This is a genomic window from Vibrio sp. 2433-A1, assembly GCF_056726085.1.
This window is the reverse complement of sequence record NZ_JBRESC010000019.1, coordinates 1-26,208: the sequence shown is the minus strand read 5'-3', so window position 1 is coordinate 26,208 and position 26,208 is coordinate 1. Positions and strand designations below refer to the sequence as shown.

At 45.6% G+C, this 26,208-nt stretch carries 23 protein-coding genes and 1 rRNA gene; 13 read left to right on the top strand and 11 right to left on the bottom strand.

Annotated features, from left to right (window positions below; all coding sequences use genetic code 11):
- Positions 1-147: 147 nt before the first annotated feature.
- Both gorA and ACU01J_RS17160 read right to left on the bottom strand, forming a co-directional pair.
- Entirely contained in the window at positions 148-1,506 is a 1,359-nt protein-coding gene (gorA, locus tag ACU01J_RS17165; protein WP_481086811.1) for a glutathione-disulfide reductase, read from the bottom strand.
- A 314-nt stretch (positions 1,507-1,820) separates the two neighbouring features.
- Positions 1,821-2,660 carry a 23S rRNA (adenine(2030)-N(6))-methyltransferase RlmJ gene (locus ACU01J_RS17160; RefSeq protein WP_481086810.1) on the bottom strand — a complete coding sequence of 280 codons (840 nt, stop codon included), beginning with the start codon at positions 2,658-2,660 and terminating at the stop codon, positions 1,821-1,823.
- A gap of 218 nt (positions 2,661-2,878) precedes the next feature.
- Here ACU01J_RS17160 and prlC point away from each other — a divergent pair, with 218 nt between their 5' ends.
- Positions 2,879-4,921 carry an oligopeptidase A gene (gene prlC, locus ACU01J_RS17155; protein ID WP_481086809.1) on the top strand — a complete coding sequence of 681 codons (2,043 nt, stop codon included), beginning with the start codon at positions 2,879-2,881 and terminating at the stop codon, positions 4,919-4,921.
- A gap of 96 nt (positions 4,922-5,017) precedes the next feature.
- Positions 5,018-5,230, top strand: coding sequence for a hypothetical protein (locus ACU01J_RS17150; RefSeq protein ID WP_481086808.1), 213 nt, complete (start codon positions 5,018-5,020; stop codon positions 5,228-5,230).
- Here ACU01J_RS17150 and ACU01J_RS17145 read toward each other — a convergent pair.
- The 4 genes from ACU01J_RS17145 to ACU01J_RS17130 all read right to left on the bottom strand — a co-directional run bounded on the left by ACU01J_RS17145 (position 5,227) and on the right by ACU01J_RS17130 (position 7,645).
- Complete coding sequence (locus ACU01J_RS17145) at positions 5,227-5,682, bottom strand: DoxX family protein (protein ID WP_481086807.1); 456 nt, start codon at positions 5,680-5,682, stop codon at positions 5,227-5,229. The genes ACU01J_RS17150 and ACU01J_RS17145 overlap by 4 nt on opposite strands.
- A gap of 10 nt (positions 5,683-5,692) precedes the next feature.
- Positions 5,693-6,457: an HvfC/BufC N-terminal domain-containing protein gene (locus ACU01J_RS17140; protein WP_481086806.1), complete on the bottom strand. Its 765-nt coding sequence runs from the start codon at positions 6,455-6,457 to the stop codon at positions 5,693-5,695.
- Entirely contained in the window at positions 6,454-7,311 is an 858-nt protein-coding gene (gene bufB / locus ACU01J_RS17135) for an MNIO family bufferin maturase (RefSeq protein WP_481086805.1), read from the bottom strand. Before bufB ends, ACU01J_RS17140 begins: the two co-directional genes overlap by 4 nt.
- A 73-nt stretch (positions 7,312-7,384) precedes the next feature.
- Positions 7,385-7,645, bottom strand: coding sequence for a BufA1 family periplasmic bufferin-type metallophore (locus ACU01J_RS17130; protein ID WP_481086804.1), 261 nt, complete (start codon positions 7,643-7,645; stop codon positions 7,385-7,387).
- A gap of 325 nt (positions 7,646-7,970) precedes the next feature.
- On the opposite strand from ACU01J_RS17130, the gene uvrD reads away from it, so the two are divergent.
- The gene (gene uvrD, locus ACU01J_RS17125; RefSeq protein ID WP_481086803.1) at positions 7,971-10,142 is read left to right on the top strand and encodes a DNA helicase II; all 2,172 of its coding nucleotides are present in this window, start codon (positions 7,971-7,973) and stop codon (positions 10,140-10,142) included.
- Between the two features lie 809 nt (positions 10,143-10,951).
- Here uvrD and ACU01J_RS17120 read toward each other — a convergent pair.
- The 3 genes from ACU01J_RS17120 to rarD form a co-directional block, all read right to left on the bottom strand.
- Positions 10,952-11,617, bottom strand: coding sequence for a LysE family translocator (locus tag ACU01J_RS17120; RefSeq protein WP_481086802.1), 666 nt, complete (start codon positions 11,615-11,617; stop codon positions 10,952-10,954).
- 72 nt (positions 11,618-11,689) lie between these two features.
- A complete protein-coding gene (locus ACU01J_RS17115; RefSeq protein WP_481086801.1) occupies positions 11,690-12,484 on the bottom strand; it encodes an AraC family transcriptional regulator in 795 nt (264 codons plus the stop codon).
- A 73-nt stretch (positions 12,485-12,557) separates the two neighbouring features.
- Entirely contained in the window at positions 12,558-13,472 is a 915-nt protein-coding gene (rarD, locus tag ACU01J_RS17110) for an EamA family transporter RarD (protein WP_481086800.1), read from the bottom strand.
- A 163-nt stretch (positions 13,473-13,635) separates the two neighbouring features.
- On the opposite strand from rarD, the gene recQ reads away from it, so the two are divergent.
- From recQ to ACU01J_RS17095, 3 genes are all read left to right on the top strand, one after another.
- On the top strand, positions 13,636-15,474 hold the full coding sequence (recQ, locus tag ACU01J_RS17105; RefSeq protein ID WP_481086799.1) for an ATP-dependent DNA helicase RecQ: 1,839 nt from the start codon (positions 13,636-13,638) through the stop codon (positions 15,472-15,474).
- Positions 15,467-15,787, top strand: coding sequence for a DUF3630 family protein (locus ACU01J_RS17100; protein WP_481086798.1), 321 nt, complete (start codon positions 15,467-15,469; stop codon positions 15,785-15,787). The genes recQ and ACU01J_RS17100 overlap by 8 nt, the downstream gene beginning before the upstream one ends.
- 203 nt (positions 15,788-15,990) lie before the next feature.
- Positions 15,991-16,662, top strand: coding sequence for a 7-cyano-7-deazaguanine/7-aminomethyl-7-deazaguanine transporter (locus tag ACU01J_RS17095; RefSeq protein ID WP_481086797.1), 672 nt, complete (start codon positions 15,991-15,993; stop codon positions 16,660-16,662).
- Between the two features lie 74 nt (positions 16,663-16,736).
- On the opposite strand, the gene gppA is transcribed toward ACU01J_RS17095, so the two are convergent.
- Both gppA and rhlB read right to left on the bottom strand, forming a co-directional pair.
- Positions 16,737-18,227 (bottom strand): guanosine-5'-triphosphate,3'-diphosphate diphosphatase, encoded by a 1,491-nt coding sequence (gppA, locus tag ACU01J_RS17090; RefSeq protein WP_481086796.1) that lies wholly within the window; start codon positions 18,225-18,227, stop codon positions 16,737-16,739.
- 7 nt (positions 18,228-18,234) lie between these two features.
- On the bottom strand, positions 18,235-19,536 hold the full coding sequence (gene rhlB, locus ACU01J_RS17085; protein ID WP_481086795.1) for an ATP-dependent RNA helicase RhlB: 1,302 nt from the start codon (positions 19,534-19,536) through the stop codon (positions 18,235-18,237).
- Between the two features lie 112 nt (positions 19,537-19,648).
- On the opposite strand from rhlB, the gene trxA reads away from it, so the two are divergent.
- From trxA to ACU01J_RS17050, 7 genes are all read left to right on the top strand, one after another.
- Positions 19,649-19,975 (top strand): thioredoxin TrxA, encoded by a 327-nt coding sequence (gene trxA / locus ACU01J_RS17080; RefSeq protein ID WP_053440774.1) that lies wholly within the window; start codon positions 19,649-19,651, stop codon positions 19,973-19,975.
- A 197-nt stretch (positions 19,976-20,172) separates the two neighbouring features.
- Entirely contained in the window at positions 20,173-21,432 is a 1,260-nt protein-coding gene (gene rho, locus ACU01J_RS17075) for a transcription termination factor Rho (RefSeq protein WP_481086845.1), read from the top strand.
- Positions 21,433-21,539: 107 nt separating this feature from the next.
- A complete protein-coding gene (locus ACU01J_RS17070) occupies positions 21,540-22,535 on the top strand; it encodes a hypothetical protein (protein ID WP_481086794.1) in 996 nt (331 codons plus the stop codon).
- 93 nt (positions 22,536-22,628) lie between these two features.
- Complete coding sequence (gene ubiD / locus ACU01J_RS17065) at positions 22,629-24,485, top strand: 4-hydroxy-3-polyprenylbenzoate decarboxylase (protein WP_481086793.1); 1,857 nt, start codon at positions 22,629-22,631, stop codon at positions 24,483-24,485.
- Complete coding sequence (locus tag ACU01J_RS17060) at positions 24,482-24,751, top strand: 2Fe-2S iron-sulfur cluster-binding protein (protein WP_004409626.1); 270 nt, start codon at positions 24,482-24,484, stop codon at positions 24,749-24,751. Before ubiD ends, ACU01J_RS17060 begins: the two co-directional genes overlap by 4 nt.
- 14 nt (positions 24,752-24,765) lie before the next feature.
- The gene (gene fre / locus ACU01J_RS17055; protein ID WP_481086792.1) at positions 24,766-25,479 is read left to right on the top strand and encodes an NAD(P)H-flavin reductase; all 714 of its coding nucleotides are present in this window, start codon (positions 24,766-24,768) and stop codon (positions 25,477-25,479) included.
- A gap of 604 nt (positions 25,480-26,083) precedes the next feature.
- Positions 26,084-26,208, top strand: a 16S ribosomal RNA gene (locus tag ACU01J_RS17050); the annotation flags it as partial.

Here is a 26,208-nt window from a genome sequence, read left to right as displayed (position 1 = left end):
TAAACGACGAACAGATCATTGACATTCACTCATTGGCAATAATTTCATGCCAAAACCTTACTAAAAAAACACCGACTAGGCATACAGCTTAGTCGGTGGTTGGTTATTTTCCAGATTTATTTATGTGTGTAAGATGCTTTTCCTACACTAACCCCTCATAGTAACAAACTCTTCTGAGCCAGTTGGGTGGATAGCCACAACAGAGTCGAAGTCTGCTTTGGTTGCGCCCATCTTCATTGCGACGCCGAAACCTTGAATCATCTCATCAACCGTGAAGCCGATGCCGTGTAGACCAACAACAGTTTCTTCTTCGCCAGCGCAAACTAGCTTCATCTTACATGGCTGACGGTGCTTAGTGACTGCTGTGTACATTGCCGTAAAGCCAGAGGTGTAAACTTTCACGTTGTCTTTGCCGTACTTCTCTTCAGCTTCTTGAGTTGTTAGACCAATCGTGCCGATCGGTGGGTGGCTAAATACAACAGTTGGAACTAGGTTGTAGTCCATTTTCGCATTGGTTTTGCCGTTGAACAGACGCTCAGAAAGTTGGCGACCTGCTTTAACCGCAACTGGAGTTAGCTCGATACCGCCTTCCATGATATCACCAACACAGTAGATGCCTTTCACGTTGGTTTCTTGGTACTCGTCTACCTTGATGTAGCCACGCTCGTTAGTTTCAACGCCAGTAGATGCAAGGTTGATTGCGTCAGTTGCTGGGTGACGGCCAATTGCCCAGATAAGTTGGTCAACGTTTTGCGTGTTGCCGTTTTCTAGGTGAAGAGTCAGGCTGCCATCCGCTTCTTTAACAATCTCTTTTGGAATAGATTGAGTGTGCAGCTTAGGACCTTCAGCGTCCATGACTTCAACTAGTGTTTCAATGATCATTGGGTCAAAGCTACGCAGTGGCGATTCTTTACGAACGAACAGGTGAGTTTCAGTACCTAGCGCATTCAGTACGCCTGCGATTTCAACCGCAATGTAGCCAGCACCAATAACAGCAACGCGTTTTGGTTGCTCGTTTAGCTCAAAGAAACCGTTAGAGTCGATACCGTACTCAGCGCCAGGAATGTTAGGAATGCTTGGACGACCACCTACAGCGATTAGGATATGGTCTGCCGTGTAGTGCTCGCCATTCACTTCAACCGTTTTCTCGTCAACGAACTTAGCAAACCCTTTAATAACGTTTACTTTGTTGTTGCCTAGAACGCGATCGTAAGATTGGTGAATGCGACCAATGTAAGCTTGGCGACTTTCAACTAGCTTGCTCCAGTCAAAGCCTTTTACATCTACATCGAAGCCGTAGTCTTCAGCGTATAGGTTCATTGCATCCGCAATTTGCGCACCGTGCCACATAACCTTCTTCGGTACACAGCCAACGTTGACACACGTACCGCCTAGGTCTTGAGCTTCAATCAGCGCGACTTTTGCGCCGTACATAGCTGCACGGTTAGCCGATGCGATGCCGCCTGAGCCGCCGCCGATACAGATGTAATCAAAATGAGTCGCCATTACTTTCTCCGAGCTTATTAATTTATTTGATTGCTACTGAGTATATAGGGATGAATTTGAGCAAACTCAATCCGTCACTCAGAGCTGTCCTTGTTGCTTATCATAAATCGACTCTGACTGATTTCCCAATGGGAAAAAGTGAGGTTGGTTATGACAAATAGCGATAATAGCCGTCATATTTGAAGCTGCAGCGTTGTTGACTGCGTAAATTCACCGGAGCGCCGGCCGCCCTAATTACATAGAACACCTATGCGCATAGGGCTGTATTTACTTGTCGCCTAGCTGCAACTCCAACTATTTAGGCTAGAGTAATCTTACTCCGGTACTATCCATTCCACTTTAAAGTGACCGGTTGCAGGGGCAATCGCTTCTTGCAGGAATGGTAGAATTTCTTTCATCTGGCTTTCTAGCTTCCACGGCGGGTTAATCACAATCATGCCCGATGCTGTCATACCACGCTCGTTGGTATCTGGTGATACGCCTAATTCGATTTGCAGAATCTTGCGAATGCCTAAGCTTTCTAAGCCTTCAATCATGTCTTCAATGTCACAGCGGTTAACTACTGGGTACCAAATTGCGTAGATACCTGTTGCCCAGCGTTTATGGCTTTGAGCAATAGCAGTCACTACGTCGCGATACTCCTTTGCCAACTCGTAAGGTGGGTCAATCAGTACCAAACCACGACGCTCTTGTGGAGGCAAACTTGCTTTCAACCGTTTAAAACCATCTTCTTTGTAGATGGAGACCTGACGATCACGGTGGAATTCTTGTTCAAGTAGCGGGTGATCGGCAGGGTGCAACTCAGTCAGGACCATACGATCTTGCGGTCGAATCTGAGCGCGAGCAACACGAGGTGAACCTGGGTAGTAGCGCAGTGCATCACCATTATTGAGCGTTTTAATTGACTCAAGGTAGCTTTGAATATCTTGTGGGATATCTGCTTGATCCCAAATACGAGCGATACCTTGTTTGTACTCGCCAGTTTTTTCTGACCACTCGTGAGTCAGGTCGTAACGACCAACACCTGAGTGGGTATCGTGGTAAACAAATGGCTTATCTTTCTGCTTGAGCGCATCCAGAATAAGGCTTTGAACGATATGCTTAACCACGTCAGCGTGGTTACCAGCGTGAAAACTGTGGCGATAACTTAACAAAATGACTCTCTCGAAATGGTCTTGCAACCATATTGAAGTTAATACGAACGATTCGCTGATTATATACTCAGTGGCTGTGCGATGCTCGTATTTAGCAACAACTTAGCTGCATCTCTCTATTGAAAAATGCTTATCGCACCTATATTTAATCTTTAAGACACTGAATATACTCAATAGACGAACCCGTAGTTCGCTTTGGCTAACAAAAGGAATGATTTATGTCGAATCCACTGCTTAGTTTTACCGATTTGCCCCCGTTTTCACAGATTAAACCAGAACATGTTAAACCAGCGGTAGAGCAGGCGATTGCTGACTGCCGTTCTAAAATCGAACAGGTGCTTGCTGGTGATATCACCCCAATGTGGGACAGTGTGGTAGCACCAATTGAAGAGGTGGATGATCGCTTAAGTCGTATTTGGTCACCGGTGAGCCACATGAATTCGGTGGTCAACAGTGATGAACTGCGCGATGCATACGAAAGCTGCCTACCACTGCTGTCAGAGTACGGCACTTGGGTTGGCCAACATAAAGGTTTGTTTGATGCTTATAAGGCGATCAAGGCGAGCGATGAGTTTGCTCAGTTGACCCAAGCGCAGAAGAAAACCATTACTGATTCTCTACGTGACTTTGAACTGTCGGGCATTGGCTTGCCTGCTGATGAGCAGCATCGCTATGGCGAAATCAGCAAGCGTATGTCAGAGCTAGGCTCTAAGTTCTCTAATAACGTACTTGATGCGACCATGGGTTGGAGCAAGCATGTGACGGATGAGAAAGAACTCGAAGGTATGCCAGAATCGGCATTGGCGGCAGCGAAAGCGGCGGCTGAATCTAAAGAACTAGACGGTTACTTGTTAACGCTGGATATCCCATCTTATCTGCCAGTGATGACTTACTGTGATAACCAAGATCTGCGTAAAGAGCTGTACGAAGCGTACGTGACGCGTGCTTCTGATCGCGGCCCGAAAGCGGGTGAGTGGGATAACACAGAGATCATCAACGAACAGCTAAAACTGCGTTACGAAATCTCTCGCATGCTTGGTTTTAACACCTACAGTGAAAAGTCTTTGGCAACCAAGATGGCCGAGAATCCTTCGCAGGTATTAGGTTTCTTGAATGACTTAGCCAGCAAGGCAAAACCTCAAGGTGAACGTGAGGTTGAAGAACTGCGCCAGTTTGCCAAGGCAGAGTTTGGCGTTGAAGAGCTAAACCTATGGGATATTGCTTACTACAGCGAAAAGCAGAAACAGCACTTATTCCAAATTTCAGATGAAGAGCTGCGCCCATACTTCCCAGAAGCGAAAGCGGTAAGCGGTCTTTTTGAAGTGCTGAAGCGCGTGTTTGGTATGACGGTTAAAGAGCGCGAAGGTGTGGATACTTGGCATGAGTCAGTGCGCTTCTTCGATATCTTCGATGCTGATGAAAAGCTGCGTGGTAGCTTCTATCTCGATTTATATGCTCGCGAACATAAACGCGGTGGCGCTTGGATGGATGAGTGTCGCGTTCGCCGTATTAATGAATCTGGTGAGCTGCAATCGCCAGTGGCGTACTTAACGTGTAACTTTAACCGCCCAGTCGGTGACAAGCCTGCGCTGTTTACTCACGATGAAGTGGTAACGCTGTTCCACGAATTTGGTCATGGTATTCACCACATGCTGACTCAGGTTGAGTCGGGTGCGGTATCGGGCATCAATGGTGTGCCGTGGGATGCGGTGGAGCTACCAAGTCAGTTCCTAGAAAACTGGTGTTGGGAAGAAGAAGCACTGGCGTTTATTTCGGGTCACTTTGAAACAGGCGAAGCACTACCAAAAGAGATGTTAGAGAAAATGTTGGCGGCGAAGAACTTCCAATCAGCGATGTTTATTCTGCGTCAGTTAGAGTTTGGCTTGTTCGATTTCACTCTGCACACTGAGTTTGACCCAGAAGTTGGCCCTCGTGTACTTGAAACGCTAGCGGAGGTGAAATCCAAAGTGGCGGTATTGCCAAGCCTAGAGTGGAACCGATTCTCACACAGTTTTAGCCATATCTTTGCAGGTGGTTACAGTGCTGGTTACTACAGCTACTTGTGGGCAGAAGTGTTGTCATCAGATGCATTCTCTCGTTTTGAAGAAGAGGGCATCTTTAACACCGAAACGGGTAAGAGCTTCCTCAATAACATCCTTGAAATGGGGGGGAGTGAAGAGCCGATGGAACTGTTCAAACGCTTCCGCGGTCGTGAGCCACAAATTGATGCTTTGCTACGTCATTCGGGGATTAGTGCCTAATTCTTTTTAGAAAAATAACCAAAACGCCCCTAATTTGATGAGTCAGGGGCGTTTTTTATTGATATGATAATTAGGGTCGCATGCTAAGGAGGTAATATGCTGAAACTAGGTAAGATGTTGATATTGAGCGTACTGCTGGGTGCATCTGGTTGTGCTGAGCTTAAACAAGCGGGGACTGACATTGGTCACGCGACTCGTGATGCCACAACGGCTATCGGTCATGCAACACGAGATGCGACCAAAGAGATTGGGCACGCCTCTCGTGATGCGGTTAACTCGGTCAACGATGATTTAAATAGTGATGGCTAACGAGCAAACTTAGCTCTTAACAGTTTATCGATAGAGAAGGGGCCAGGTCCCCATAGCACCACGATTAGGATCATTAATCCCCATAACTGGTGGTCAAAGAAGCCCTGCTCCCACAATACAGGGTAGGACACCACGGCGATAATATTAAACACAAATAAGATCGCAGCCATTGGTCGTGTCAATACTCCCAACGCCACAAGCACAGGCAGAATCAGCTCTGCTGCGGTACCCATATAAGCGGCTAGTTGCCATGGTAGAATCGGTACTTGGTATTCGTACTCAAATAGATAGAGGGTGCTATCCCAAGTGGCCATCTTAGTCAGTCCAGAGTTAAAGAATACCCAGGCAACCCAAAGTCGGCAAAACAGCAGTAACAGAGGAACAAAAGCGTTCTGAGTTGCGTTAATTATATTGTCGTAAGTGTTGAGCATACTTTTGATTGAATCGGACATGCCTATCCCCTTAATCCGCAAGTGTAAATCCAGCAATCACATTGCTATCAAAAATCAGATTGATATGTTGTAGTTGTTCCGGTGGTATTTCACCTAGCGTGTAGCCGGAATGTAGGTACTGCAGTAAGTCAAACGCGTCGCTTGCTATCTTTTTTGTCCACACCTTTCCCTGAACAGAGCAACAAATGAAGCCTTGTTCTGCTTGATGTAATTGCAAGTCGTCAAATTGGTTGTCGGCAATGGCTTTTTGCAAGGAGTACACGGCATAAGAGGAACGGAAAAGCACCACGCCCGGTAATAAATGCAGATGAATTGAGGCCTGTTGCATTGGCTCAACTTCAGCAAGCTTGGCGAGTGGCAACAGTTCACCTGAGAGTGAAATTTGCCCCTGTTGCTGCTGGGCTAAATCAATACACCATTCAAATCGCGCGACTTCCGCGGCATAAGGGGCTGCTTCGACAACCGCAGGAAAGTGGTTAATCGACTCACTGAAATGTTCCCCATAGTGGCTGACATCACCCGAAGTTAATGGGTGGTTGAGTACATGCTGACGGGCCATTTGATTAAAGCACTCTTCGCCAACCAGAGCAGACACCATAGGGTAGGTTGCAGCGAGCACCTCGCTAAGACTAATGACAAAGTTATTGCGATAAATCTGCATTCGCTCATCTGCCGTGAAGGTATCGCTAGCAATATTGCACGCTTCACCGCTGGCTTGATAGTGCAAGGCAGTGGCAAACGTCTGTTGTAGCTCGGCAAGAGAAACATCACTCATGAGACCTTCCTTTGCTTATCTTGCCAACGTTGCAGTTGATGGCTGGCTTTGGTCGCTTCGTTTAACAACACCTCTGGCTTAGGGATATCTAAATCCCACTCAATCAGAGTATGACGCTCGCCATACGACTCAAGCCAGTATTGATAAAGTTGCCATACTTCATCGCTGACTGGGCGGCTGTGGGTATCAATCCAGATTTCACCTTGCTCGAGCTGTTTGATGGTAAACCCAGCGAGGTGAATCTCATCTACCGCGTATTCTGGGATGGCATTAATATACTCAACACTGTCGAAACCATGGTTAAAAGCGGAGACGTGGATGTTATTTAAATCGAGCAATAGTCGACACTCGGTGCGCTTTTGTACTTCGGTCAAAAACTCCCACTCTTTAATGGTCGAGTGGTTGAACTTGAGATAACTAGAAGGATTTTCAATCAGCAGAGGTCTTTGTATGGCGTCTTGAACCTCTTCTACATTACGGCAGAATACCTTGAGCGCTTCTTCGGTATAAGGCAGTGGCAATAAATCATTGAAGTAGTGGCCGCCAGTTTGACTCCAGCTGAGATGGTCGGACACCAAAAACGGTTCAACCTCATTAATCAGGCTGCGAAGTTGTGTCAGGTGCTGTTGACTGACGCGCTCAACACTACCCAGTGACAAACCAATACCGTGACAACTGATTTGGTAGTGGTTAGCAAGAAGGTGCAGTTGTTGCCTTGCCTTAGAGTAGGGTTGGAAATAGTTTTCGCTATGGATCTCTAGCCAATACAGCTGTGGTTTTTGTTCGACAAAGTAGTCTAGATGTGGAGAGCGTAACCCTACGCCGACTTGGGGATGAAAATTGGTTGATTTCACAAACGCAATCCTTGAATAGTGATGAGACAAGGCGGTCAGTTGAGCCTAGACCGCCAGTGGTCATCGGTAGAGATTATGATGATTGAGTGCTACCGCCTGCTAATTTGCCACACAGTCCTTTAGGTACGACAACAAAGGCATCAGATTGGTTATCTTCTTTTGCTGTACCAGCACAAGAGCTGGTTTTTGTTGCACAGTCATTTTTGCCTGCTTTAGCTACGCCGTAGCATTTTTCTTTTTCCGCCGCGACCGCTGGTGCTGCAGTTAGAACGGCACCACCAAAAGCAATGAGACTTGTAACAGCAGCAGTAACAGCAAGATTAGACTTTTTCATAATTATTTCCTCAGACTTAATTCCTTTACTTATATAAGCAAGCGAATCATGTGTGAATTCATCAACTTGCTTAGTTAAAAGGATAGAGAAGCGAGCAAAAAACTTTCAAAAAAATTATCTTTCCGTTGATTTTTATTTGCCCCGCTTATCTAAGGTGTTGTTTTTACGAAAGAATAAATGTGCGATCTTTTCTGTTTTTTTTTTCATTGCTGGCGCAGTATTTGTAGTGTCTTACTCTGCAATGGAAGTGTTTCTCACCTAGCATCTTGGGGTCACTCGGGTATAATGCCTTTTCATGTATAGATAAACAGTAGCTGAGCCCCGAATGGATCCTTCATTACTTCTCGATGGTCTAAATGACAAGCAGCGTGAAGCTGTTGCCGCCCCACTAGAAAACTCACTTGTCTTAGCTGGTGCAGGCAGTGGTAAAACGCGCGTGCTGGTGCATCGTATTGCGTGGTTGATGTCGGTTGAGCAAGCCTCGCCATTCTCAATTATGTCAGTGACCTTCACTAACAAAGCAGCAGCGGAAATGCGTGGTCGTATTGAAGAGATAATGATGGGCAGCGCTTCGGGAATGTGGAACGGCACTTTCCATGGTATCTGTCACCGAATCCTACGTGCTCACTACCTTGATGCTACGCTACCTGAAGATTTCCAGATCATTGATACCGATGACCAGGTCCGCCTATTACGCCGCTTAATCAAGGCGCAAAACTTAGATGAAAAGCAGTGGCCGGCAAAACAAGTCGCGTGGTGGATCAATGGCAAAAAAGATGAAGGTCTGCGCCCAAATCACATTGATGCCTATGGTGATCCGATTACTAAGACTTATCTACAACTGTACACCGCTTACCAAGAAGCGTGTGACCGCGCAGGGTTAGTCGACTTTGCGGAAATCTTACTCCGTGCCCATGAGCTACTGCGTGATAAGAAACATATCCGCGAACATTACCAAGCTCGCTTTAAACATATTCTGGTCGACGAATTTCAAGATACCAACAACATCCAATATGCTTGGCTACGCATGATGGCCGGCCCTGACTCACATGTGATGATTGTTGGTGATGATGACCAGTCTATTTATGGTTGGCGTGGCGCTAAGATTGAGAACATTGAGAAGTTTACTCATGAGTTCCCAAGCGTTAACACCATTCGCCTTGAGCAGAACTATCGCTCAACTAAGACCATTCTAGAAGCATCAAATACTCTGATTGCCAATAACACTGAGCGTATGGGTAAAGAGCTGTGGACTGACGGCGCAGAAGGTGAGCCAATTTCAGTTTACTCGGCTTACAACGAGTTAGATGAAGCGCGTTTTGCGGTCAATAAAATCAAAGAGTGGCAGGATAAAGGCGGTGTGCTCAATGATGCCGCGATGCTGTACCGAAACAACGCCCAGTCGCGTGTGCTTGAAGAAGCTTTAATTCAAGCGGGTTTACCATATCGCATTTATGGTGGTATGCGATTCTTCGAACGCCAAGAGATCAAAGATGCCTTAAGCTATTTGCGTCTGATGTCGAATCGTAATGATGATGCCGCTTTCGAACGTGTAGTGAATACGCCAACTCGTGGTCTAGGTGATAAAACGCTAGAAACGATTCGCTTTGCCGCGCGCGACCAAGGCAGCACCATGTGGCAAGCGAGTCTGCACTTGCTAGAAAACCAAGTGTTGCCAGGGCGAGCAGCCGGCGCACTTAGCCGCTTTATTGAATTGGTTAATGCACTTGAAGATGACACCTGTGAATTGTCACTGCATGAGCAAACCGACCATGTGATCAAATATTCTGGCCTGTTCGCGATGTATGAACAAGAGAAAGGCGAGAAGTCGAAAGCACGTATTGAGAACTTGGAAGAACTTGTTACTGCAACACGTCAGTTTGAAAAGCCAGAAGAAGCGGAAGATATGACGCTGCTGACGGCGTTTTTGACTCACGCTGCGCTAGAGGCAGGGGAAGGCCAAGCGGACGAATTTGATGATGCGGTTCAGCTTATGACCTTGCACAGTGCGAAAGGTTTGGAATTCCCATTAGTGTTTATGGTCGGTGTCGAAGAGGGCATGTTCCCTAGCCAAATGTCGGCGGAAGAAGCAGGCCGTTTGGAAGAAGAGCGCCGACTTTGCTACGTGGGCATGACTCGTGCGATGGAGAAACTCTACATTACCTATGCAGAGATGCGTCGTTTGTATGGTCAAGATAAGTACCATAAACCATCACGCTTTATTCGCGAACTGCCAGAAAAGTGTCTTGATGAAGTGCGTATGAAAGCGCAGGTAAGCCGCCCAGCAAGCTCTGGCCGCTTTAGCCAAACCGTAGTGAAAGAAAGCTTTAACGAAACTGGCTTTAGTCTAGGTTCACGTGTTATGCACCCTAAATTCGGTGAGGGTACTATCATAAACTTTGAAGGCAGCGGTCCGCAAAGCCGAGTTCAGGTCGCCTTTAATGGTGAAGGGATTAAGTGGTTGGTGACCGCTTACGCCAAACTAGAAACGCTATAACCGCTAAGTTTATTTTCTCAAAATAGTTGGACTTGTAGACAAGGCGGCAATTGAACGAGTCCCCTGAGCATAGGGAACCTATGTGATGGGACTGGGCCAGCACACTGGGAGTGAAAGCAGACAACGCAGTCTAAAGTTCAAATATGAAGAGAAAAAGATAAAGAAAAACCCCGAGGGCGTGAGCCCATCGGGGTTATAGTCTTACTCGCAGCAATCCGGCTACTATAGGTGCTCCATGCATCTAATCCTTGATAGTATGCTGACGTCCTTCAGCTCAATCCTTTACTCGCCATCCTAGCGGTGTCCGTATTTGACCCTATCCTGGTCCACTAACAATCCTCGTTAGCTCACGTCGCTTGTTCCTTGAGCGGTGTCCTTTTCATCATCCTGATGATAAGTCCTTTCCTCGTCCAGAGGTGTCCATTTCCCATCCTTAGTAGCAACCATCCTAGTTACTATTGCGTCCGTTCAATGTCCTATTTGCTTTCCATGCCGACTATTCATCCTGAATAACCGTATCTTCTTCCTGAAGATTACCTAATCCGTGGCAATTTCCTGTTCCGTGTCAGTATCCTTCCGACAGGATTAATATTACGCTTTTGACGATTTTGAGCAATATGACGCAAACGTTTTTCTACATAAAAATTCGAAGTAAAAATGTACATATACTTATAAATCAATCTCTTATGTTTTATTGGTTACATTTCTCTCAGCAAAAAAGCTATATTTACTCACTTACTTGTAAGAGATCTCGCACAAGCAAGTGAGGCGATCGGCGTTTCTTTGTTGATAAGGGAAGACAGATATTTCTATAGCTGGCTCATTAACGACAACGTTGATTGCCACAAAATGCCGGCGCCAATAATGCTAAACAGTACCCCACAGAGCCCATCAACGTAGATGGCTAAAGAGCGGACTTTTTGCTGCATACGGGCGGTAGACAGTGCCCACGCTAAAAATGAAAACCAAGCCAGAGAGATACCCCACAAAATAAGTAAAGCACCTCCTTTGCCTGGTAGGGACATGCTCGCTGGTACCAGGCTTGACATTAAGCTGATAAAAAATACCAGAGCTTTCGGGTTTAAAATATTGGTGGCAAAACCACGTGAAAATGCCTCTTTTTTACTGCCGAGTAATTGCGCAGCTTGTTCTGGCTCTTCAACGTTTATCTGAGTTGTAGCTTTAACCCAGGTGGCTTTAAGGGCGCCGTAGCCAAGATAGAGTAGGTAGCTGCCTCCGGCGAGTTGTAACAGTGCAAATAGCGTGGGTTGTTGATGCACTAAGTAGCTGACACCAGTGAGACTTAATAATGAATGAAGCAAGATGCCGCAAGACAAACCTAGCGCAATATAAAAGCCGGTTTGACGGCCGTAACGCGTAGTATTTTGCACTACTAGCGCAAAATCAGGACCAGGGCTCATCAGGGCAACAAAGTGAACAACGGCAAGAGTGGTTAGGATGGTTAATTCGTTCATAGCTGTAGTGATTAATGACTTATCACTGAATTGTGCCAGCAGTACCAAGCAAAAGATTGTAAATAATCGACACTAGTTGATTTGAGATGGGCTGACGCCGTATACCGCTTTAAACGCCTTACTGAAATGCGCCTGATCGTAAAAGCCAACTTGATGGGCGACTTCTGTGCCTTTCACACCCGCTTTCAATAATTTCATCCCTTGTTCCATGCGCAGACGGCTCAGCCATGCATAAGGTGTTAAGCCGATTTTGGCTTTGAAATGGCGTTGGAACTGCGTCGGGCTCAGTTGGCACAGTTCAGACAGTTGCTCGAGTTTAACTGGCTGATCGAGGTTAGCCATCAAATACTGTTTTAATGTAGCGACGGATTGATTGCCAAGCGGCACGATATTTCTTTGCTCTTGTGCACCGTAGCGTTCGAACAGCTGGCGAAAACCTTCATAAGGCAGGCAATCTTGAGCAAGCTGACTAAGGTTGGTGTTAGTTAGATTCTGATGCAGCTGAGATAAGGTATTGAAAACATGCGAGTCATCAATCACAAGTTGGTTAAAGCCGATGATATCGGAAGATCGTTTTAGATCGGAAAGATCGCTTAACCACTGAGGATCGAGCGAAAAGACTTTTACCTTGTAGCCAGAATCGAGCTTGGATTGGCCATCATGCATTTCATCCGGGGGCATTAACACTATCTGCCCCTGACCTGCATGATGAGATTCACCCTGATAATGGAATTTTTGTTCACCTTGGGTAATCAGGCCAATGTGAAAATCAAGATGATAGTGACGCTGAAAGGCAAATGTCTGGTAGTTTGCATCGATCAAACCTATCTCTTGATTGGGCACTGTTTGGTATTGAACCTTATCCATATAAACAAAAAAAGCTTGGTGAATATTTCACCAAGCTTAGCGTTAGTTATCTTGAATGTCTTGTAAAATACGATCAGTGCGTTTGGGCTGCTTGCTTTGATTTCTTATTATTTCTTAGTCCATCAAAGCTAAATACCACCAAAGCTCCCCAAATAAAGGCAAAGGTGATGGCCTTATCTGTGGTGAAGGCTTCACCGTAAATCAGCACAGCCAGTAGGAACATTAAACTTGGACCAATGTATTGGAAGAAGCCAAGTGTTGATAGTTTGAGCCGCGTTGCTGCACCCGTGAAACACAGCAGCGGTAGAGTGGTAATGATGCCGGCCGAAATCAGTAGCAGGTTTAGATTCAATGGGTTTTGCGTAAAGTTTGAAGTCGGTGTATCGGCAATCCACATTAAGTAAATAGCGGCTGCAGGCAACAGTACTAAGGTCTCAACAAATAAGCCTGTTTGCGCTTCAAGGCTAACCTTTTTACGCAGCAGCCCATAAAAACCAAAACTCAGGGCTAAAGCGATCGCGACAATTGGAATAGAACCAAATATAAATAGCTGTACCAGCACGCCACAAGTGGCAAGGGCAACAGCAAACCACTGCAGTTTTCGTAGTCGCTCACCTAAGAAGAGCATCCCCAGTAGTACATTGATTAAAGGGTTGATGTAGTAGCCTAAACTTGCATCGAGCATATGATCAGAATTGACCGCCCAAATGAAGATCAACCAGTTTGCCCCAACTAATACCGCAGTCGTAACTAGGTACATCAGCTTCTGTTTTGACTTGAGCACGTCTCGAACATTGCGCCAACGACGACCGAAGTGGAGTAGAGCGGCCAATAGGAAGAACGACCATACGACGCGGTGGCTTAAAATTTCTAGCGGAGAAACATCACCGAGCGCTTTGAAATAGATTGGTGCAATACCCCACATAGTGTAGGCACCAATCGCGAGAAGGACACCTTGCTTGGCTCGCTGTTGTTCGTCTGGAGTCATAGTTGTGTGCTCAGATTGAATGAATTTACAAATTGAAACATGCAGTATACGAATGTGACCCAGAATCACCTAACAATTTGCGGTTTTATTCGCCCCTAAACCCCTCTACAATGTGCCCCTTGCGTTCACACGCATTCGACCTGCATTCTTACTGAGATAACTCATGACCTCGACACTTTTAGCACTACAACCAATGGAAGAACTGCCTACGCCACAAAGCATTCTCGAAGATGTTTTTGGTTACCAGACCTTCCGTGATGGGCAGCAAGAGGTGATTGAGTCAGCGGTCGTTGGACAAGACAGCCTTGTGATCATGCCAACCGGTGGTGGTAAGTCTCTGTGTTACCAGATCCCAGCTTTGGCACGAAGTGGCCTGACGTTAGTAATTTCTCCACTGATTTCGTTGATGAAAGACCAAGTGGATCAGCTAAAAGCCAATGGCGTTGCAGCAGAGTGCATTAACTCGACCATGCCACGTGAAGAGCTTATCTCTGTCTACAATCGCATGCACTCTGGTGCGCTCAAGTTAGTCTATGTGTCACCGGAGCGCGTATTGATGCGTGACTTTATCGAGCGCCTGGAAAGTCTGCCTCTATCGATGATTGCCGTCGATGAAGCGCACTGTATTTCGCAGTGGGGGCATGATTTCAGACCTGAGTATGCCTTGCTAGGTCAGCTAAAACAGTACTTCCCGCATGTGCCTGTGATGGCGCTAACCGCGACAGCTGACGATGCCACGCGTAAAGATATTATGCAGCGTTTGCAGCTTAATGAGCCGCATACCTATCTTGGCAGTTTCGATCGCCCGAATATCCGTTATACCTTGGTTGAAAAGCATAAGCCTGTCTCTCAGGTAGTACGTTTTCTTGAAAACCAACGTGGTAGCTGCGGCATAATCTATTGCGGCAGTCGCAAGAAAGTCGAAATGGTCACCGAGAAGCTGTGTAACAACGGTCTTCGCGCCGCCAGCTATCATGCTGGTCTGGAAGCGGATGAGCGCGCATACGTTCAAGAAGCTTTTCAACGTGATGACATCCAAATCGTTGTTGCAACAGTGGCGTTTGGCATGGGGATCAATAAACCTAATGTGCGCTTTGTGGTTCACTTTGATATTCCACGCAATATTGAGTCTTACTACCAAGAAACGGGCCGAGCAGGGCGTGATGGTTTACCAGCTGAAGCGATGATGTTGTATGACCCAGCGGATATTGCTTGGCTGCGCCGAATGCTTGATGAAAAAGATGACGGCCCGCAAAAGCAAGTTGAAGCACATAAGCTCAATGCGATGAGCGCGTTTGCTGAAGCACAAACCTGTCGACGTCAGGTACTACTCAACTATTTCGGTGAATATCGTGAGAAGCCGTGTGGCAACTGCGATATTTGTCTTGATCCACCTAAGCATTTTGACGCCACTGAACAAGCGCAAAAAGCGCTCTCTTGTGTCTATCGTGTCAACCAAAGCTTTGGTATGGGCTACGTGGTTGAAGTATTACGCGGTATGCAAAATATCCGGGTACGAGAGAATGGTCACGATAAGTTATCGACCTATGGTATCGGCCGAGAAAACAGCCACGACTACTGGGTGAGTGTATTCCGTCAGTTGATTCACAAAGGCTTGCTGTTCCAAAACATCACTCGCAACTCGACATTACAGCTGACCGAAGAAGCGCGTCCACTGCTGCGTGGCGAGATGAGCTTAGAATTAGCCGTGCCACGTTTAGATACTGCTGCACGTGCCGCTAAGTCAGACAAGCTATCGAGCAAGAACTACGATAAGAAGCTGTTTGCGAAATTACGTAAGTTGCGTAAAGCGATTGCTGATGAAGATGGCCTCCCGCCATACGTAGTCTTCAGTGATGCCACCTTGATTGATATGGCTGAAATTCTGCCGACCTCTTACGGTGAAATGTTAGCAGTGAGTGGTGTTGGCCAACGCAAGCTAGAGAAGTACGCCGATCCTTTCTTAGATTTGATTCAGGAGCATTTAACTAATCATGGGTGATTTAATGCAACAAACGGAATTTGGTCTTGTTGATTATCAGGCACAAGAAGGACGTATCATTATTCGAACGCCTCGTTTTGATTTTGATAGTTTCCCGCAATTGGCAGAAAAGTTGGTGCAACTGCTATCCGCTTCGGTAATTGAAAAACAGTGGGATGCGGACATCCATTTATGGTTGATTGACTTTGAAGGTTGCCAACTGTTTCTTAAATCAGAACATTACAGTGAAAGTGTTTGGTTTGAAGCGCTAGCAATTGAAGATTCAAAAGAAGAACTCGACTTTCTCGCTTCTCTTTTTCAGCGTGGTTTCTAAATAGAAATATTCACGCTAACGATTGCTTCAATTTCACCTATTGCAGGTGAAATTGGTTAATGTATAATCGCCCGCCGCGATGTTTGGCATAACCCAAACATCGTCACTATTTCATTTAACATTGTTGGTAAGGCAATTTCCGCTGGCTCGGAGAGTGTCGATTTGGGTTCCCTCACCCCCAAACCAAACTAAAAAGGTATCGCATGAGTAACTTTACCCCTGCGCAGCAGCGCAAAGCCCTTTTTCTATTAGTTCTGTTCCACCTGATCATCATTGCATCTAGCAACTACTTGGTTCAGCTTCCTTTTACTGTCTTTGGTTTCCACACAACGTGGGGCGCATTTACGTTTCCATTTATCTTCTTAGCAACCGACCTGACTGTACGTATCTTTGGTGCTCAGTTAGCGCGCCGCATTATCTTCTTAGTGATGCTACCTGCGTTAGCGGTCTCTTATGGTTTATCGGTACTTTTCTACGAAGGTGCATTCCAAGGCTTTGGTCAGTTAGGTGAGTTCAACTTATTTGTTGCACGTATCGCTATCGCAAGCTTTATGGCTTATCTATTAGGTCAGATTCTGGATGTGCATGTGTTTAACCGTCTGCGTCAGTTAAAGCAGTGGTGGGTAGCCCCAACCTGTTCGACGCTATTTGGTAATGCGCTAGATACCATTGCTTTCTTTGCGATTGCGTTCTACCAAAGCCCAGATCCATTTATGGCAGAGCACTGGACTGAAATTGCGCTGGTGGACTACGGGTTTAAACTAGTGATCAGCTTAGGTCTGTTTGTGCCAATGTATGGTGTGCTACTTAACTACTTAGTGCGTAAGCTAACAGCAGTGAATCCTGATTTTACAATAGTTGGCGCTAAGTCGTAATTGAAATGACGAACAAGAAAAAGCCCGAGGAGTGAGTCTCTCGGGCTTTTTTGTATTTGGGTCGTTGGTAGTAATTAATACTCTACGACAGAAAGCGGCCAACCAATGTCACTTTGGCGGTTGGCTTCAATTTCAAGTTCAGCTGCAGTCAGTGGATTTGCTTGTAGCCACTGGGACTTAATGGTCAGAGTTAACTTGTCATCTGCAGAGCTCAAACTGATGTTCGGTTCGAGATCAGGATTACGACGGTGAGTCAGCAATACCGCTAAGCGTAGTAAGCGTAAAACGCGTTTCGCACTGGTACTTGAAAGGGCGTGCTGCTCCGGTAATGAGGTTAATTGCTCTCTATAGCGACGAGCCAGTTCACCCAGCAGATGTTTCTGTGCACGAGTGTAACCTGGCAGATCAAGATGCTGCAGCAGGTAAGCACTGTGCTCACCACCTTTCTTGAAATCGATGGTTAAACCAATCTCGTGCAGTTTGGCTGCTGTGACAAGTAATACGTCACCTTGAGACTCGACAATCCAATCATCCTGACATTCAGACAGCAGCTTAGTGGCCATATCAGCCACTTGTTCACCGTATATGGCATCAATCTGATAACGGCTCTGTACGCTAGCAATAGTCCGAGCACGGATATCGTCTTGCTTTAACTCATCGACCATCTCATAAACTAAGCCTTCACGCAGTGCTCCGCCCGCTAAGGTCATAGAGTCAATCTCTAACAGTTCAAAGATAGCAATCAGAATCGACAAACCACTTGGGAACACTAAAGCACGCTCAAGTGTTAGGCCTTCGATTTCCAGCTCTTCCAAATGATCAGCTAGCATAGCTTGCTTTTGTAGACGCTTCAATTTGGCATGAGTAATAACCTCATCCATGCCTTGCGCTAGCATGATCTCTTGCAGAGCTTGAACAGTACCGGAAGCACCAACACACACATCCCAACCAATCTCTGTGTACTGCTCTAGAATTGGCTGGAGTGTCTCTTTTGCCGCTTGAATAGCGTTGTTGAAGTTGGTTACCGTCAGTTGGCGATCTTTAAAGTGGCGCTCTAGCCAAGTAACACAGCCCATTTTCAGACTAGTCAATGCTTTTGCTTCGAAGCCTTCACCGATGATCAGCTCTGTACTGGCACCACCGATATCAACCACTAAGCGGCGACCGCTACCACCAGAAGTGTGCGCAACACCTTTATAGATGGTTGCTGCTTCTTCTTCACCATCAATGACTTCGATCTTATGACCGAGGATCTGATTCGCTTTCTCAAGAAAAACATCCACATTGGTTGCGGTACGCAGGGTAGCGGTACCGACAATACGGATTTTTTCAGTTGGAATATCTTGCAGTCGTTCTGCAAATAGACTCAAGCAGTCCCATCCGCGTTGCATGGCTTCTAGACTTAGCGCGTTACTATCGTCTAAACCTGCGGCAAGGCGAACTTTGCGTTTGATTTTAGCCATAGTTTGGATGCTGCCATCAATATGACGCACAACGAGCATATGAAAACTGTTCGACCCGAGGTCGATGGCTGCGTAAAGCGGAGATGAAACTGCTTGGCTCATAGACGGCTTAAGAATCCTTTTGTTGACGTGGACGAGAGCGATAGTTCGAACGACGATTTCCTGAACGCGAACCGCCAGTATTGGTGCGACGTTGCTGCGGACGATTAGAACGCATGCGAATCGGTGCAGGTAGGTCTTCGATCAGTGCACTTGGGTCGTAGTCAGATACTGGAATTGTGTGCTCAATGTACTCTTCAATCGGCGGCAAGTTGATTGCGTAATCTTCACAAGCAAAGCTGATTGAGTGACCACTTGCACCTGCGCGACCAGTACGACCAATGCGGTGTACATAATCTTCACAGTCGTCTGGTAGATCAAAGTTAAATACGTGTGTTACCTGAGGGATATGTAGACCACGAGCCGCAACGTCGGTTGCAACCAGTAGGTCGACTTCACCTTTAGTGAATTGCTCTAGGATACGCTCACGTTTTTTCTGTGGAACGTCACCGGTCAATAGACCAACACGGTGTCCATCTGCTGCTAGGTGTCCCCATACAGACTCACACTTATGTTTGGTGTTGGCAAAGATGATCGCGCGATCTGGCCACTCTTCTTCGATAAGCGTCTGGAGTAAAGACATCTTATGTTCATTTGAAGGGTAGAACAGTTCTTCTTGAATGCGGTGTCCTGTTTTTACTTCTGGCTCAACCACAACATGCTCAGGGTTGTGCATGTGTTCGAATGCCAATTCTTGTACGCGGTAAGACAGCGTGGCGGAGAACAGCATGTTCAAGCGTTCTTTAGGCTCAGGCATACGACGGAACAAGAAGCGGATGTCTTTAATAAAGCCAAGATCGAACATACGGTCAGCTTCATCAAGAACAACGGCTTGAATATGGTTAAGGTTAAATACCTTCTGCTTGTAGAAGTCGATAATACGACCCGTTGTACCAATCAGTATATCAACACCGTCTTCTAGCTTAGACAATTGCTTATCATAGCTTTCGCCGCCGTAAGCAAGTGCTGCTTTGATACCAGTGCTTGCGACCAACGATTCAGCATCATTATAGATTTGAATCGCCAGTTCACGCGTTGGTGCCATAATAATCGCACGTGGCTGGTTTGGCTTACGACCTTCATGTTCAGAAGTGGTCAGTAAGTGGTTAAAAGTAGCAGTCAGGAAGGCTAATGTCTTACCTGTACCCGTTTGGGCTTGACCTGCGATGTCTTGGCCGGTGAGCAGTACCGGCAACGCCAAGGCTTGGATCGGGGTACAAAATTCGAACCCTTTTTTCTCCAGACCTTCAGTAATTTGAGGGTGTAAGCCCAAATCGGCGAACTTTTGCTCTGTGATATGCGTCTTTTTCATTGCTATAGAATATCAGCTTAAGCTTGCAATACGAAAGTAAATACATTCCAATAGGGCATCTAAATACTGGTTATCATCCAACCAGTTCCGAAAAAACACATTGGAGTGGAAGATGAGTGATAAGATTTTGCAGCTAACTGATGACGGTTTTGATGCCGACGTAATTAACGCTGCAGGCCCAGTTCTTGTTGATTTTTGGGCAGAATGGTGTGGTCCTTGTAAGATGATTGCGCCGATTTTGGACGAAATCGCAGACGAGTACGAAGGCAAACTCACTATCGGTAAACTAAATATCGACCAAAACGCAGGTACTCCACCTAAGTTTGGTATTCGTGGTATTCCAACGTTACTTCTATTTAAAGACGGTAACGTAGCAGCGACTAAAGTAGGTGCGCTGTCTAAAACTCAACTTAAAGAGTTCCTAGACGCTAATCTATAATAGTTAGATAAGACCGTGCATCGAATAGTGCACGGTTTTGTTTTTTGAATACCAACAAAATCTAGACTAGGCTACTATTTAGTGCTAGTTTATCGCACGTTAATTAAACAAGTTGTCTCTTCTTGGTCGATCCTGTGACCAAATCCATCTTAACCAAAAAACAGATCCTTATTTTGACTAAACAAGTATCCACCACTATGAATCTAACAGAACTGAAGAACAGACCTGTGTCTGATCTTGTCAAACTTGGCGAAAGCTTAGGCTTAGAAAACCTAGCACGTCTAAGAAAGCAAGACATTATCTTCTCCATCCTTAAAGCGCATGCGAAAAGTGGTGAAGATATTTTTGGCGACGGGGTTCTGGAAATACTTCAAGACGGCTTTGGTTTCCTACGTAGTGCGGACAGCTCATACCTTGCTGGCCCAGATGATATTTACGTTTCTCCAAGTCAGATTCGTCGCTTTAACCTACGTACAGGTGACTCAATTGCTGGTAAGATTCGTCCACCAAAAGATGGTGAGCGATACTTTGCGCTACTAAAAGTCAATACAGTTAACGATGACAAACCAGATAACGCGCGTAACAAGATTCTATTTGAAAACTTGACGCCACTACACGCTAACGAGCGTATGGTGATGGAACGTGGTAACGGTTCGACTGAAGATATTACTGCACGTGTTCTTGATCTGGCGTCACCGATTGGTAAAGGTCAGCGTGGTTTGATTGTTGCTCCGCCTAAAGCGGGTAAAACAATGCTGCTACAGAACATTGCTCAAAGCATTGCTCACAACCACCCGGAATGTGAGCTTATGGTACTTCTTATCGACGAACGTCCAGAAGAAGTAACCGAGATGCAGCGACTAGTTAAAGGTGAAGTAATTGCATCGACGTTTGATGAGCCAGCATCTCGCCACGTTCAAGTAGCGGAAATGGTTATCGAGAAAGCGAAACGTCTTGTTGAACACAAGAAAGACGTGGTTATTCTGCTTGACTCTATTACTCGTCTAGCTCGTGCTTACAACACCGTAGTGCCTTCATCAGGTAAAGTACTGACTGGTGGTGTAGACGCAAATGCACTTCACCGTCCTAAGCGTTTCTTCGGTGCTGCACGTAACGTAGAAGAAGGTGGTAGCTTAACTATCCTTGCAACAGCGCTAGTTGATACTGGTTCTAAGATGGACGAAGTTATTTATGAAGAGTTCAAGGGTACAGGTAACATGGAAATTCACCTGAACCGTAAGATTGCCGAGAAGCGTGTATTCCCAGCAATCGACTTCAACCGCAGTGGCACACGTCGTGAAGAGCTTCTAACTAAGAACGAAGAGCTACAGAAGATGTGGATCCTACGTAAGATTGTTCACCCAATGGGCGAAATCGATGCTATGGAGTTCCTGATTGATAAGCTAGCAATGACGAAGACAAATGATGAATTCTTCGATGCGATGCGTCGTCAGTAAATTCTGATAAATCTATTTTATAGAACGCCACCATTATTGGTGGCGTTTTTGTTTGCATTATCTCAGTAGAACAAGCACAATGAGGTAAATGTTACAAGGAGGTTAACATGCAACAAGGAATGTTGTCGTCGGTACTCCTATCAGCAACGCTAATCATTGGTGTACCAGTCGCTACTGCAACGGAAATGCAGCCCCAGCGAGTTGAGCAATGGCTTCAAGAATCACAAGTTCATGACAAGGTCGCAGAACTGCTCCAGTTTGTGATTGAAGATGATATTGATGGACTCAACTTTGCTCTGCAAAGACTTGCTTTGCCTGTCCAAGAAGTTTCCCGTTACTTACTACTTAAAAAGATAGAAGATCAGAATATCATCTTAACGCCTAAGATGGCGCTGTTTGTCGAACAGCAAAAATCTATGGTGCCTACTTATCAAGTATTGGAAAGAGGGGATGGTTATGAGTTTTCTGTCCCAGCCTTTAATTACCCAGCCATTGCTAATCGCTTACTTAAGCAATGGTATCAAGAACAATCGACCCTTGCGTTTGTACTGGATGCTGAGCGTAAGGATTTGACCCTCAAAGATTGGCTTAAGGGCACTGAGTATCAGGTTCAGGCACGAGAAGCGCTATTGATACGTGAATTAGACAGCTTGTCACCAGAGGCGGTCAAAGGATTAACTGATCAGTTGACTCAAGAGGCAGTGACCAGCTGGCTACCGTCATCGGAAGTAATGGTCAGGCTGGCACAAGTGAGTGAAAGTGCTGAGGTGTACAAGCTACTGTGGCTAATGAAAGCAGACTTTAACAGTGAACGTGAATTGGTACGCTTAGCGCGAGTGGGGAACGAGTTTTCGCTTAACCAAGTGATGCAAGCCGCGAGTAACCCAAGTCTTAAAGAACGGGCAATTAGCGAATTAACTAAAGTGCGCCCGATGTCTCCACAAGTTCAGGACTTCTTAATTGCTCGAATGGCCGTTTCCGATGATGCTAAATTCATTGCTAGAGAGCTAGCGAGCCAAGGTTATTCCTCGTGGTTGGAAGAGCTGGCTAGTAGCAATCAGCGAGTTAATAGTCGCGCGATTTTAAGTGTCCTCAGTCAATAGTATTTTGAGATATAACCACAATAAAAAGAGGGATCGGTCGATTCCTCTTTTTTGTTATACTGCCTGCAGATTAACCAGTGCATTAATAGGCCTATGAGTTTTAAGGATTTACGCGATTTTATCGCTCATCTAGAAAAAGAAGGGAAGCTCAAACGCATCCTTCATCCTGTTGACCCTGATTACGAAATGACAGAAATCAGTGATCGCACGCTGCGCGCAGGTGGCCCCGCTCTCTTATTTGAAAACCCAATTGGTTATGACATGCCAGTGTTGACCAACTTATTTGGTACTCCTGAGCGTGTTGCCATTGGTATGGGGCGTCAAGATGTCAAACAACTGCGAGAAGTGGGCAAATTGCTGGCTTACTTAAAAGAGCCTGAGCCACCCAAAGGCTTTAAAGATGCACTGGATAAACTGCCGGTGTTTAAGCAAGTATTGAATATGCCAGCTAAACGACTACGTAAAGCCGCTTGCCAAGAAATTGTGTGGCAAGGTGATGATGTCGACCTAGATAAAGTCCCAGTGATGAGTTGTTGGTCTGGTGATGTAGCTCCGTTACTAACGTGGGGTCTAACAGTTACTAAAGGGCCAAACAAAAAACGCCAAAACCTAGGTATTTACCGTCAGCAGAAAATTGCCAAGAACAAGATTATCATGCGTTGGCTTGCTCACCGAGGTGGTGCATTAGATCTTCGTGATTGGATGGAAACCAATCCGGGGGAACCTTTCCCTGTTTCGGTCGCATTTGGTGCAGACCCGGCAACGATTCTCGGTGCAGTAACCCCAGTACCAGACACGCTATCGGAATATGCATTTGCAGGCCTGCTGCGCGGACGCAAAACAGAAGTGGTTAAATCGATCAGTAACAATCTAGAAGTTCCGGCAAGTGCTGAGATTGTGATGGAAGGCTATATCGATCCAAACGAGTTTGCCGATGAAGGTCCTTATGGTGACCATACTGGTTATTACAATGAGAAAGAAAAACACCATGTGTTTACTATTACTCATATCACCATGCGTAAAGATCCTATCTACCACAGTACTTACACCGGTCGTCCGCCTGATGAGCCAGCGGTCTTAGGGGTCGCACTTAACGAAGTATTCGTTCCGATTCTGCAAAAGCAGTTCCCTGAAATAGAAGACTTCTATCTTCCGCCGGAAGGTTGTTCGTACCGAATGGCAGTAGTGACGATGAAGAAGCAATACCCAGGTCATGCTAAGCGCGTGATGATGGGAGTATGGTCTTTCTTACGTCAATTCATGTATACCAAATTTGTCGTCGTATGTGATGAAAAAGTCGATGCGCGTAACTGGGATGATGTCGTTAAAGCGATGACACAGCATATGGATCCAGTGCGAGATACCTTGTTCATTGAAAATACACCAATTGACTCTCTTGATTTTGCCTCACCGGTGGTTGGGCTTGGTTCTAAGATGGGCCTAGACGCAACAATTAAGTGGGAAGCAGAACTGGTGGGTTCAAAGCAAGAGGATGAAGAAAGTCCTCAACTAACCCAGTCTGAACTAGATGCCTTTATCGAGCAAAATCCAGAAGTCGTTGATATCTATATTCCATCGACCGCAGCGAATAACAGCTTTGCTATTGTTACCATGAATAAAGAGCAAGCAGGGCAATCACAACAGTTGTCCGAAAAGGTTGAACTGTTTCTTCAAGAGCGAGGAGCCCCCAAGTTTATTGTTGTTTGTGATAATGACGTGAACGCTAAAGATTGGAATGACATTATCTGGGCGATCACCACTCGAATGGATCCTGCTCGAGATACTAAACAAGTATCGGCTTTCGAGCAAAATGGTTCACGTTTAGTGTTAGACGCGACGAATAAAGTCGAAGGTAAAGAAGTTGTTCGAGAATGGGGTACACCTATCAAGAAAGATCCTCAACTCGTAGCGAAAATCGATGCGTTCTGGGATAAGTTGGGTATCCTATGAAGCATACCGTCATCTTGCAGCCTGATAACCTAGAATTTGAAGTGCAGGATGGACAAACGGTGTTGGAAGCCGCGCTCAACAATAATATTAATTTTCCACACCGTTGCCAGGTTGGTGCATGTGCTGCCTGTTTGTGTCGTAAACTAGAAGGAACAGTCTCATATCACCTTGAACCAATGCTCACTGATAAAGAGCAACAACAAGGATGGATATTTGCTTGCCAAGCCTTCGCAGAAAGTAAATTAGTGCTTACTTTTGAAGAGTAAGTAAGAGGAACAAAATGACTATTCAATGCAAAGTAAAGTCGATTCAGCCGTTGGCTTGCAATACTTACCAAATCTTATTACACCCGGAAACCTCTGTAGACTTCAAAGCGGGTCAGTACCTGATGGTGGTGATGGGTGAAAAGGATAAAAGACCTTTTTCGATCGCGAGCAGTCCATGTCGTCATGAAGGTGAACTTGAACTGCATATTGGTGCCGCAGAGCAAAATGCTTACGCACTAGAAGTAGTGGAAGCGATGAAAGCGGCCCTTGCGCAAGATGGAGAGATCACTATTGATGCTCCTCATGGTGATGCTTGGGTACAAGAAGAAAGTGAGCGTCCACTACTACTTATCGCTGGTGGTACTGGCTTTAGTTATGTGCGTTCAATTTTGGATCACTGTGTGGCGCAAGAGTTAAACAACGATATCCACCTATACTGGGGTGGCCGTGATGAATGCCAACTGTATGCGAAAGCGGAATTAGAAGAGATTGCCGCGAAGCATAACAACGTACACTTTGTGCCTGTAGTAGAGGAAGCGCCAAGTGAGTGGGCTGGTAAAACTGGCAACGTACTTCAAGCGGTTGAGCAAGATTTTGAATCACTGGCTGAATTTGATATCTATATAGCAGGCCGTTTTGAAATGGCGGGTGCCGCAAGAGAGCAATTCACTTTAAATAAGCAGGCCCAAGCAGAAAGAATGTTTGCTGATGCGTATGCATTTATTTAAAACCCGGTGAATATGGTGAAAAAGGGAGCGTTTTGCTCCCTTTTTGTTTAGTTTTGAATACAAATTCAACGAACGCTCATTTTTGTCATTTTTTTTTGAAAAAGGGGTTGCGCTTAAGTCTGAACTCCCTATAATGCGCATCCACTGACACGGCAGACGCCACAAGGCCTCAGCGATAAGTCAGTAGGATAAATAAGACAATTTAGCCACTTAACTTCTTCAAAAAAGATTTTAAGGAAAACTTCAAAAAAGTGTTTGACACTGAAGTCTGAATCGCTAAAATGCACGTCCACTTTGAGAGAAAGCGCTAACGCTCAGTTCTTAAAGAAAAGCTCTTTAACAATATAAACCTATCAATCTGTGTGGGCACTCGTTGATGATAATCCAATTAGATATTTTTCTTAGTAAAGAGCGGTATCAAATTAGGTTTCAATGAAACGAAGTGACCAATACAAATAATGACTTTCTTTATAGAGAGATGTTATTTGGCACAGTCAATTCATTATCGTTCTGTTGGAACGATAATAGCTTTAAAATTACACAGTAGTTTTGAAGTCAGTATTCATTAAGCCTTACCCTATTAATTTAGGGAATCAAAACTTTTAAATTGAAGAGTTTGATCATGGCTCAGATTGAACGCTGGCGGCAGGCCTAACACATGCAAGTCGAGCGGAAACGACTTAACTGAACCTTCGGGGAACGTTAAGGGCGTCGAGCGGCGGACGGGTG

What these genes read in the sequence shown, in the direction of transcription:
- gorA (WP_481086811.1), bottom strand. Translation starts at nt 1,506, where the DNA reads ATGGCGACTCATTTTGATTACATCTGTATCGGCGGCGGCTCAGGCGGC.
- prlC (WP_481086809.1), top strand. Translation starts at nt 2,879, where the DNA reads ATGTCGAATCCACTGCTTAGTTTTACCGATTTGCCCCCGTTTTCACAG.
- ACU01J_RS17150 (WP_481086808.1), top strand. Translation starts at nt 5,018, where the DNA reads ATGCTGAAACTAGGTAAGATGTTGATATTGAGCGTACTGCTGGGTGCA.
- ACU01J_RS17145 (WP_481086807.1), bottom strand. Translation starts at nt 5,682, where the DNA reads ATGTCCGATTCAATCAAAAGTATGCTCAACACTTACGACAATATAATT.
- ACU01J_RS17140 (WP_481086806.1), bottom strand. Translation starts at nt 6,457, where the DNA reads ATGAGTGATGTTTCTCTTGCCGAGCTACAACAGACGTTTGCCACTGCC.
- ACU01J_RS17130 (WP_481086804.1), bottom strand. Translation starts at nt 7,645, where the DNA reads ATGAAAAAGTCTAATCTTGCTGTTACTGCTGCTGTTACAAGTCTCATT.
- uvrD (WP_481086803.1), top strand. Translation starts at nt 7,971, where the DNA reads ATGGATCCTTCATTACTTCTCGATGGTCTAAATGACAAGCAGCGTGAA.
- ACU01J_RS17120 (WP_481086802.1), bottom strand. Translation starts at nt 11,617, where the DNA reads ATGAACGAATTAACCATCCTAACCACTCTTGCCGTTGTTCACTTTGTT.
- ACU01J_RS17115 (WP_481086801.1), bottom strand. Translation starts at nt 12,484, where the DNA reads ATGGATAAGGTTCAATACCAAACAGTGCCCAATCAAGAGATAGGTTTG.
- rarD (WP_481086800.1), bottom strand. Translation starts at nt 13,472, where the DNA reads ATGACTCCAGACGAACAACAGCGAGCCAAGCAAGGTGTCCTTCTCGCG.
- recQ (WP_481086799.1), top strand. Translation starts at nt 13,636, where the DNA reads ATGACCTCGACACTTTTAGCACTACAACCAATGGAAGAACTGCCTACG.
- ACU01J_RS17100 (WP_481086798.1), top strand. Translation starts at nt 15,467, where the DNA reads ATGGGTGATTTAATGCAACAAACGGAATTTGGTCTTGTTGATTATCAG.
- ACU01J_RS17095 (WP_481086797.1), top strand. Translation starts at nt 15,991, where the DNA reads ATGAGTAACTTTACCCCTGCGCAGCAGCGCAAAGCCCTTTTTCTATTA.
- gppA (WP_481086796.1), bottom strand. Translation starts at nt 18,227, where the DNA reads ATGAGCCAAGCAGTTTCATCTCCGCTTTACGCAGCCATCGACCTCGGG.
- rhlB (WP_481086795.1), bottom strand. Translation starts at nt 19,536, where the DNA reads ATGAAAAAGACGCATATCACAGAGCAAAAGTTCGCCGATTTGGGCTTA.
- trxA (WP_053440774.1), top strand. Translation starts at nt 19,649, where the DNA reads ATGAGTGATAAGATTTTGCAGCTAACTGATGACGGTTTTGATGCCGAC.
- rho (WP_481086845.1), top strand. Translation starts at nt 20,173, where the DNA reads ATGAATCTAACAGAACTGAAGAACAGACCTGTGTCTGATCTTGTCAAA.
- ACU01J_RS17070 (WP_481086794.1), top strand. Translation starts at nt 21,540, where the DNA reads ATGCAACAAGGAATGTTGTCGTCGGTACTCCTATCAGCAACGCTAATC.
- ubiD (WP_481086793.1), top strand. Translation starts at nt 22,629, where the DNA reads ATGAGTTTTAAGGATTTACGCGATTTTATCGCTCATCTAGAAAAAGAA.
- ACU01J_RS17060 (WP_004409626.1), top strand. Translation starts at nt 24,482, where the DNA reads ATGAAGCATACCGTCATCTTGCAGCCTGATAACCTAGAATTTGAAGTG.
- fre (WP_481086792.1), top strand. Translation starts at nt 24,766, where the DNA reads ATGACTATTCAATGCAAAGTAAAGTCGATTCAGCCGTTGGCTTGCAAT.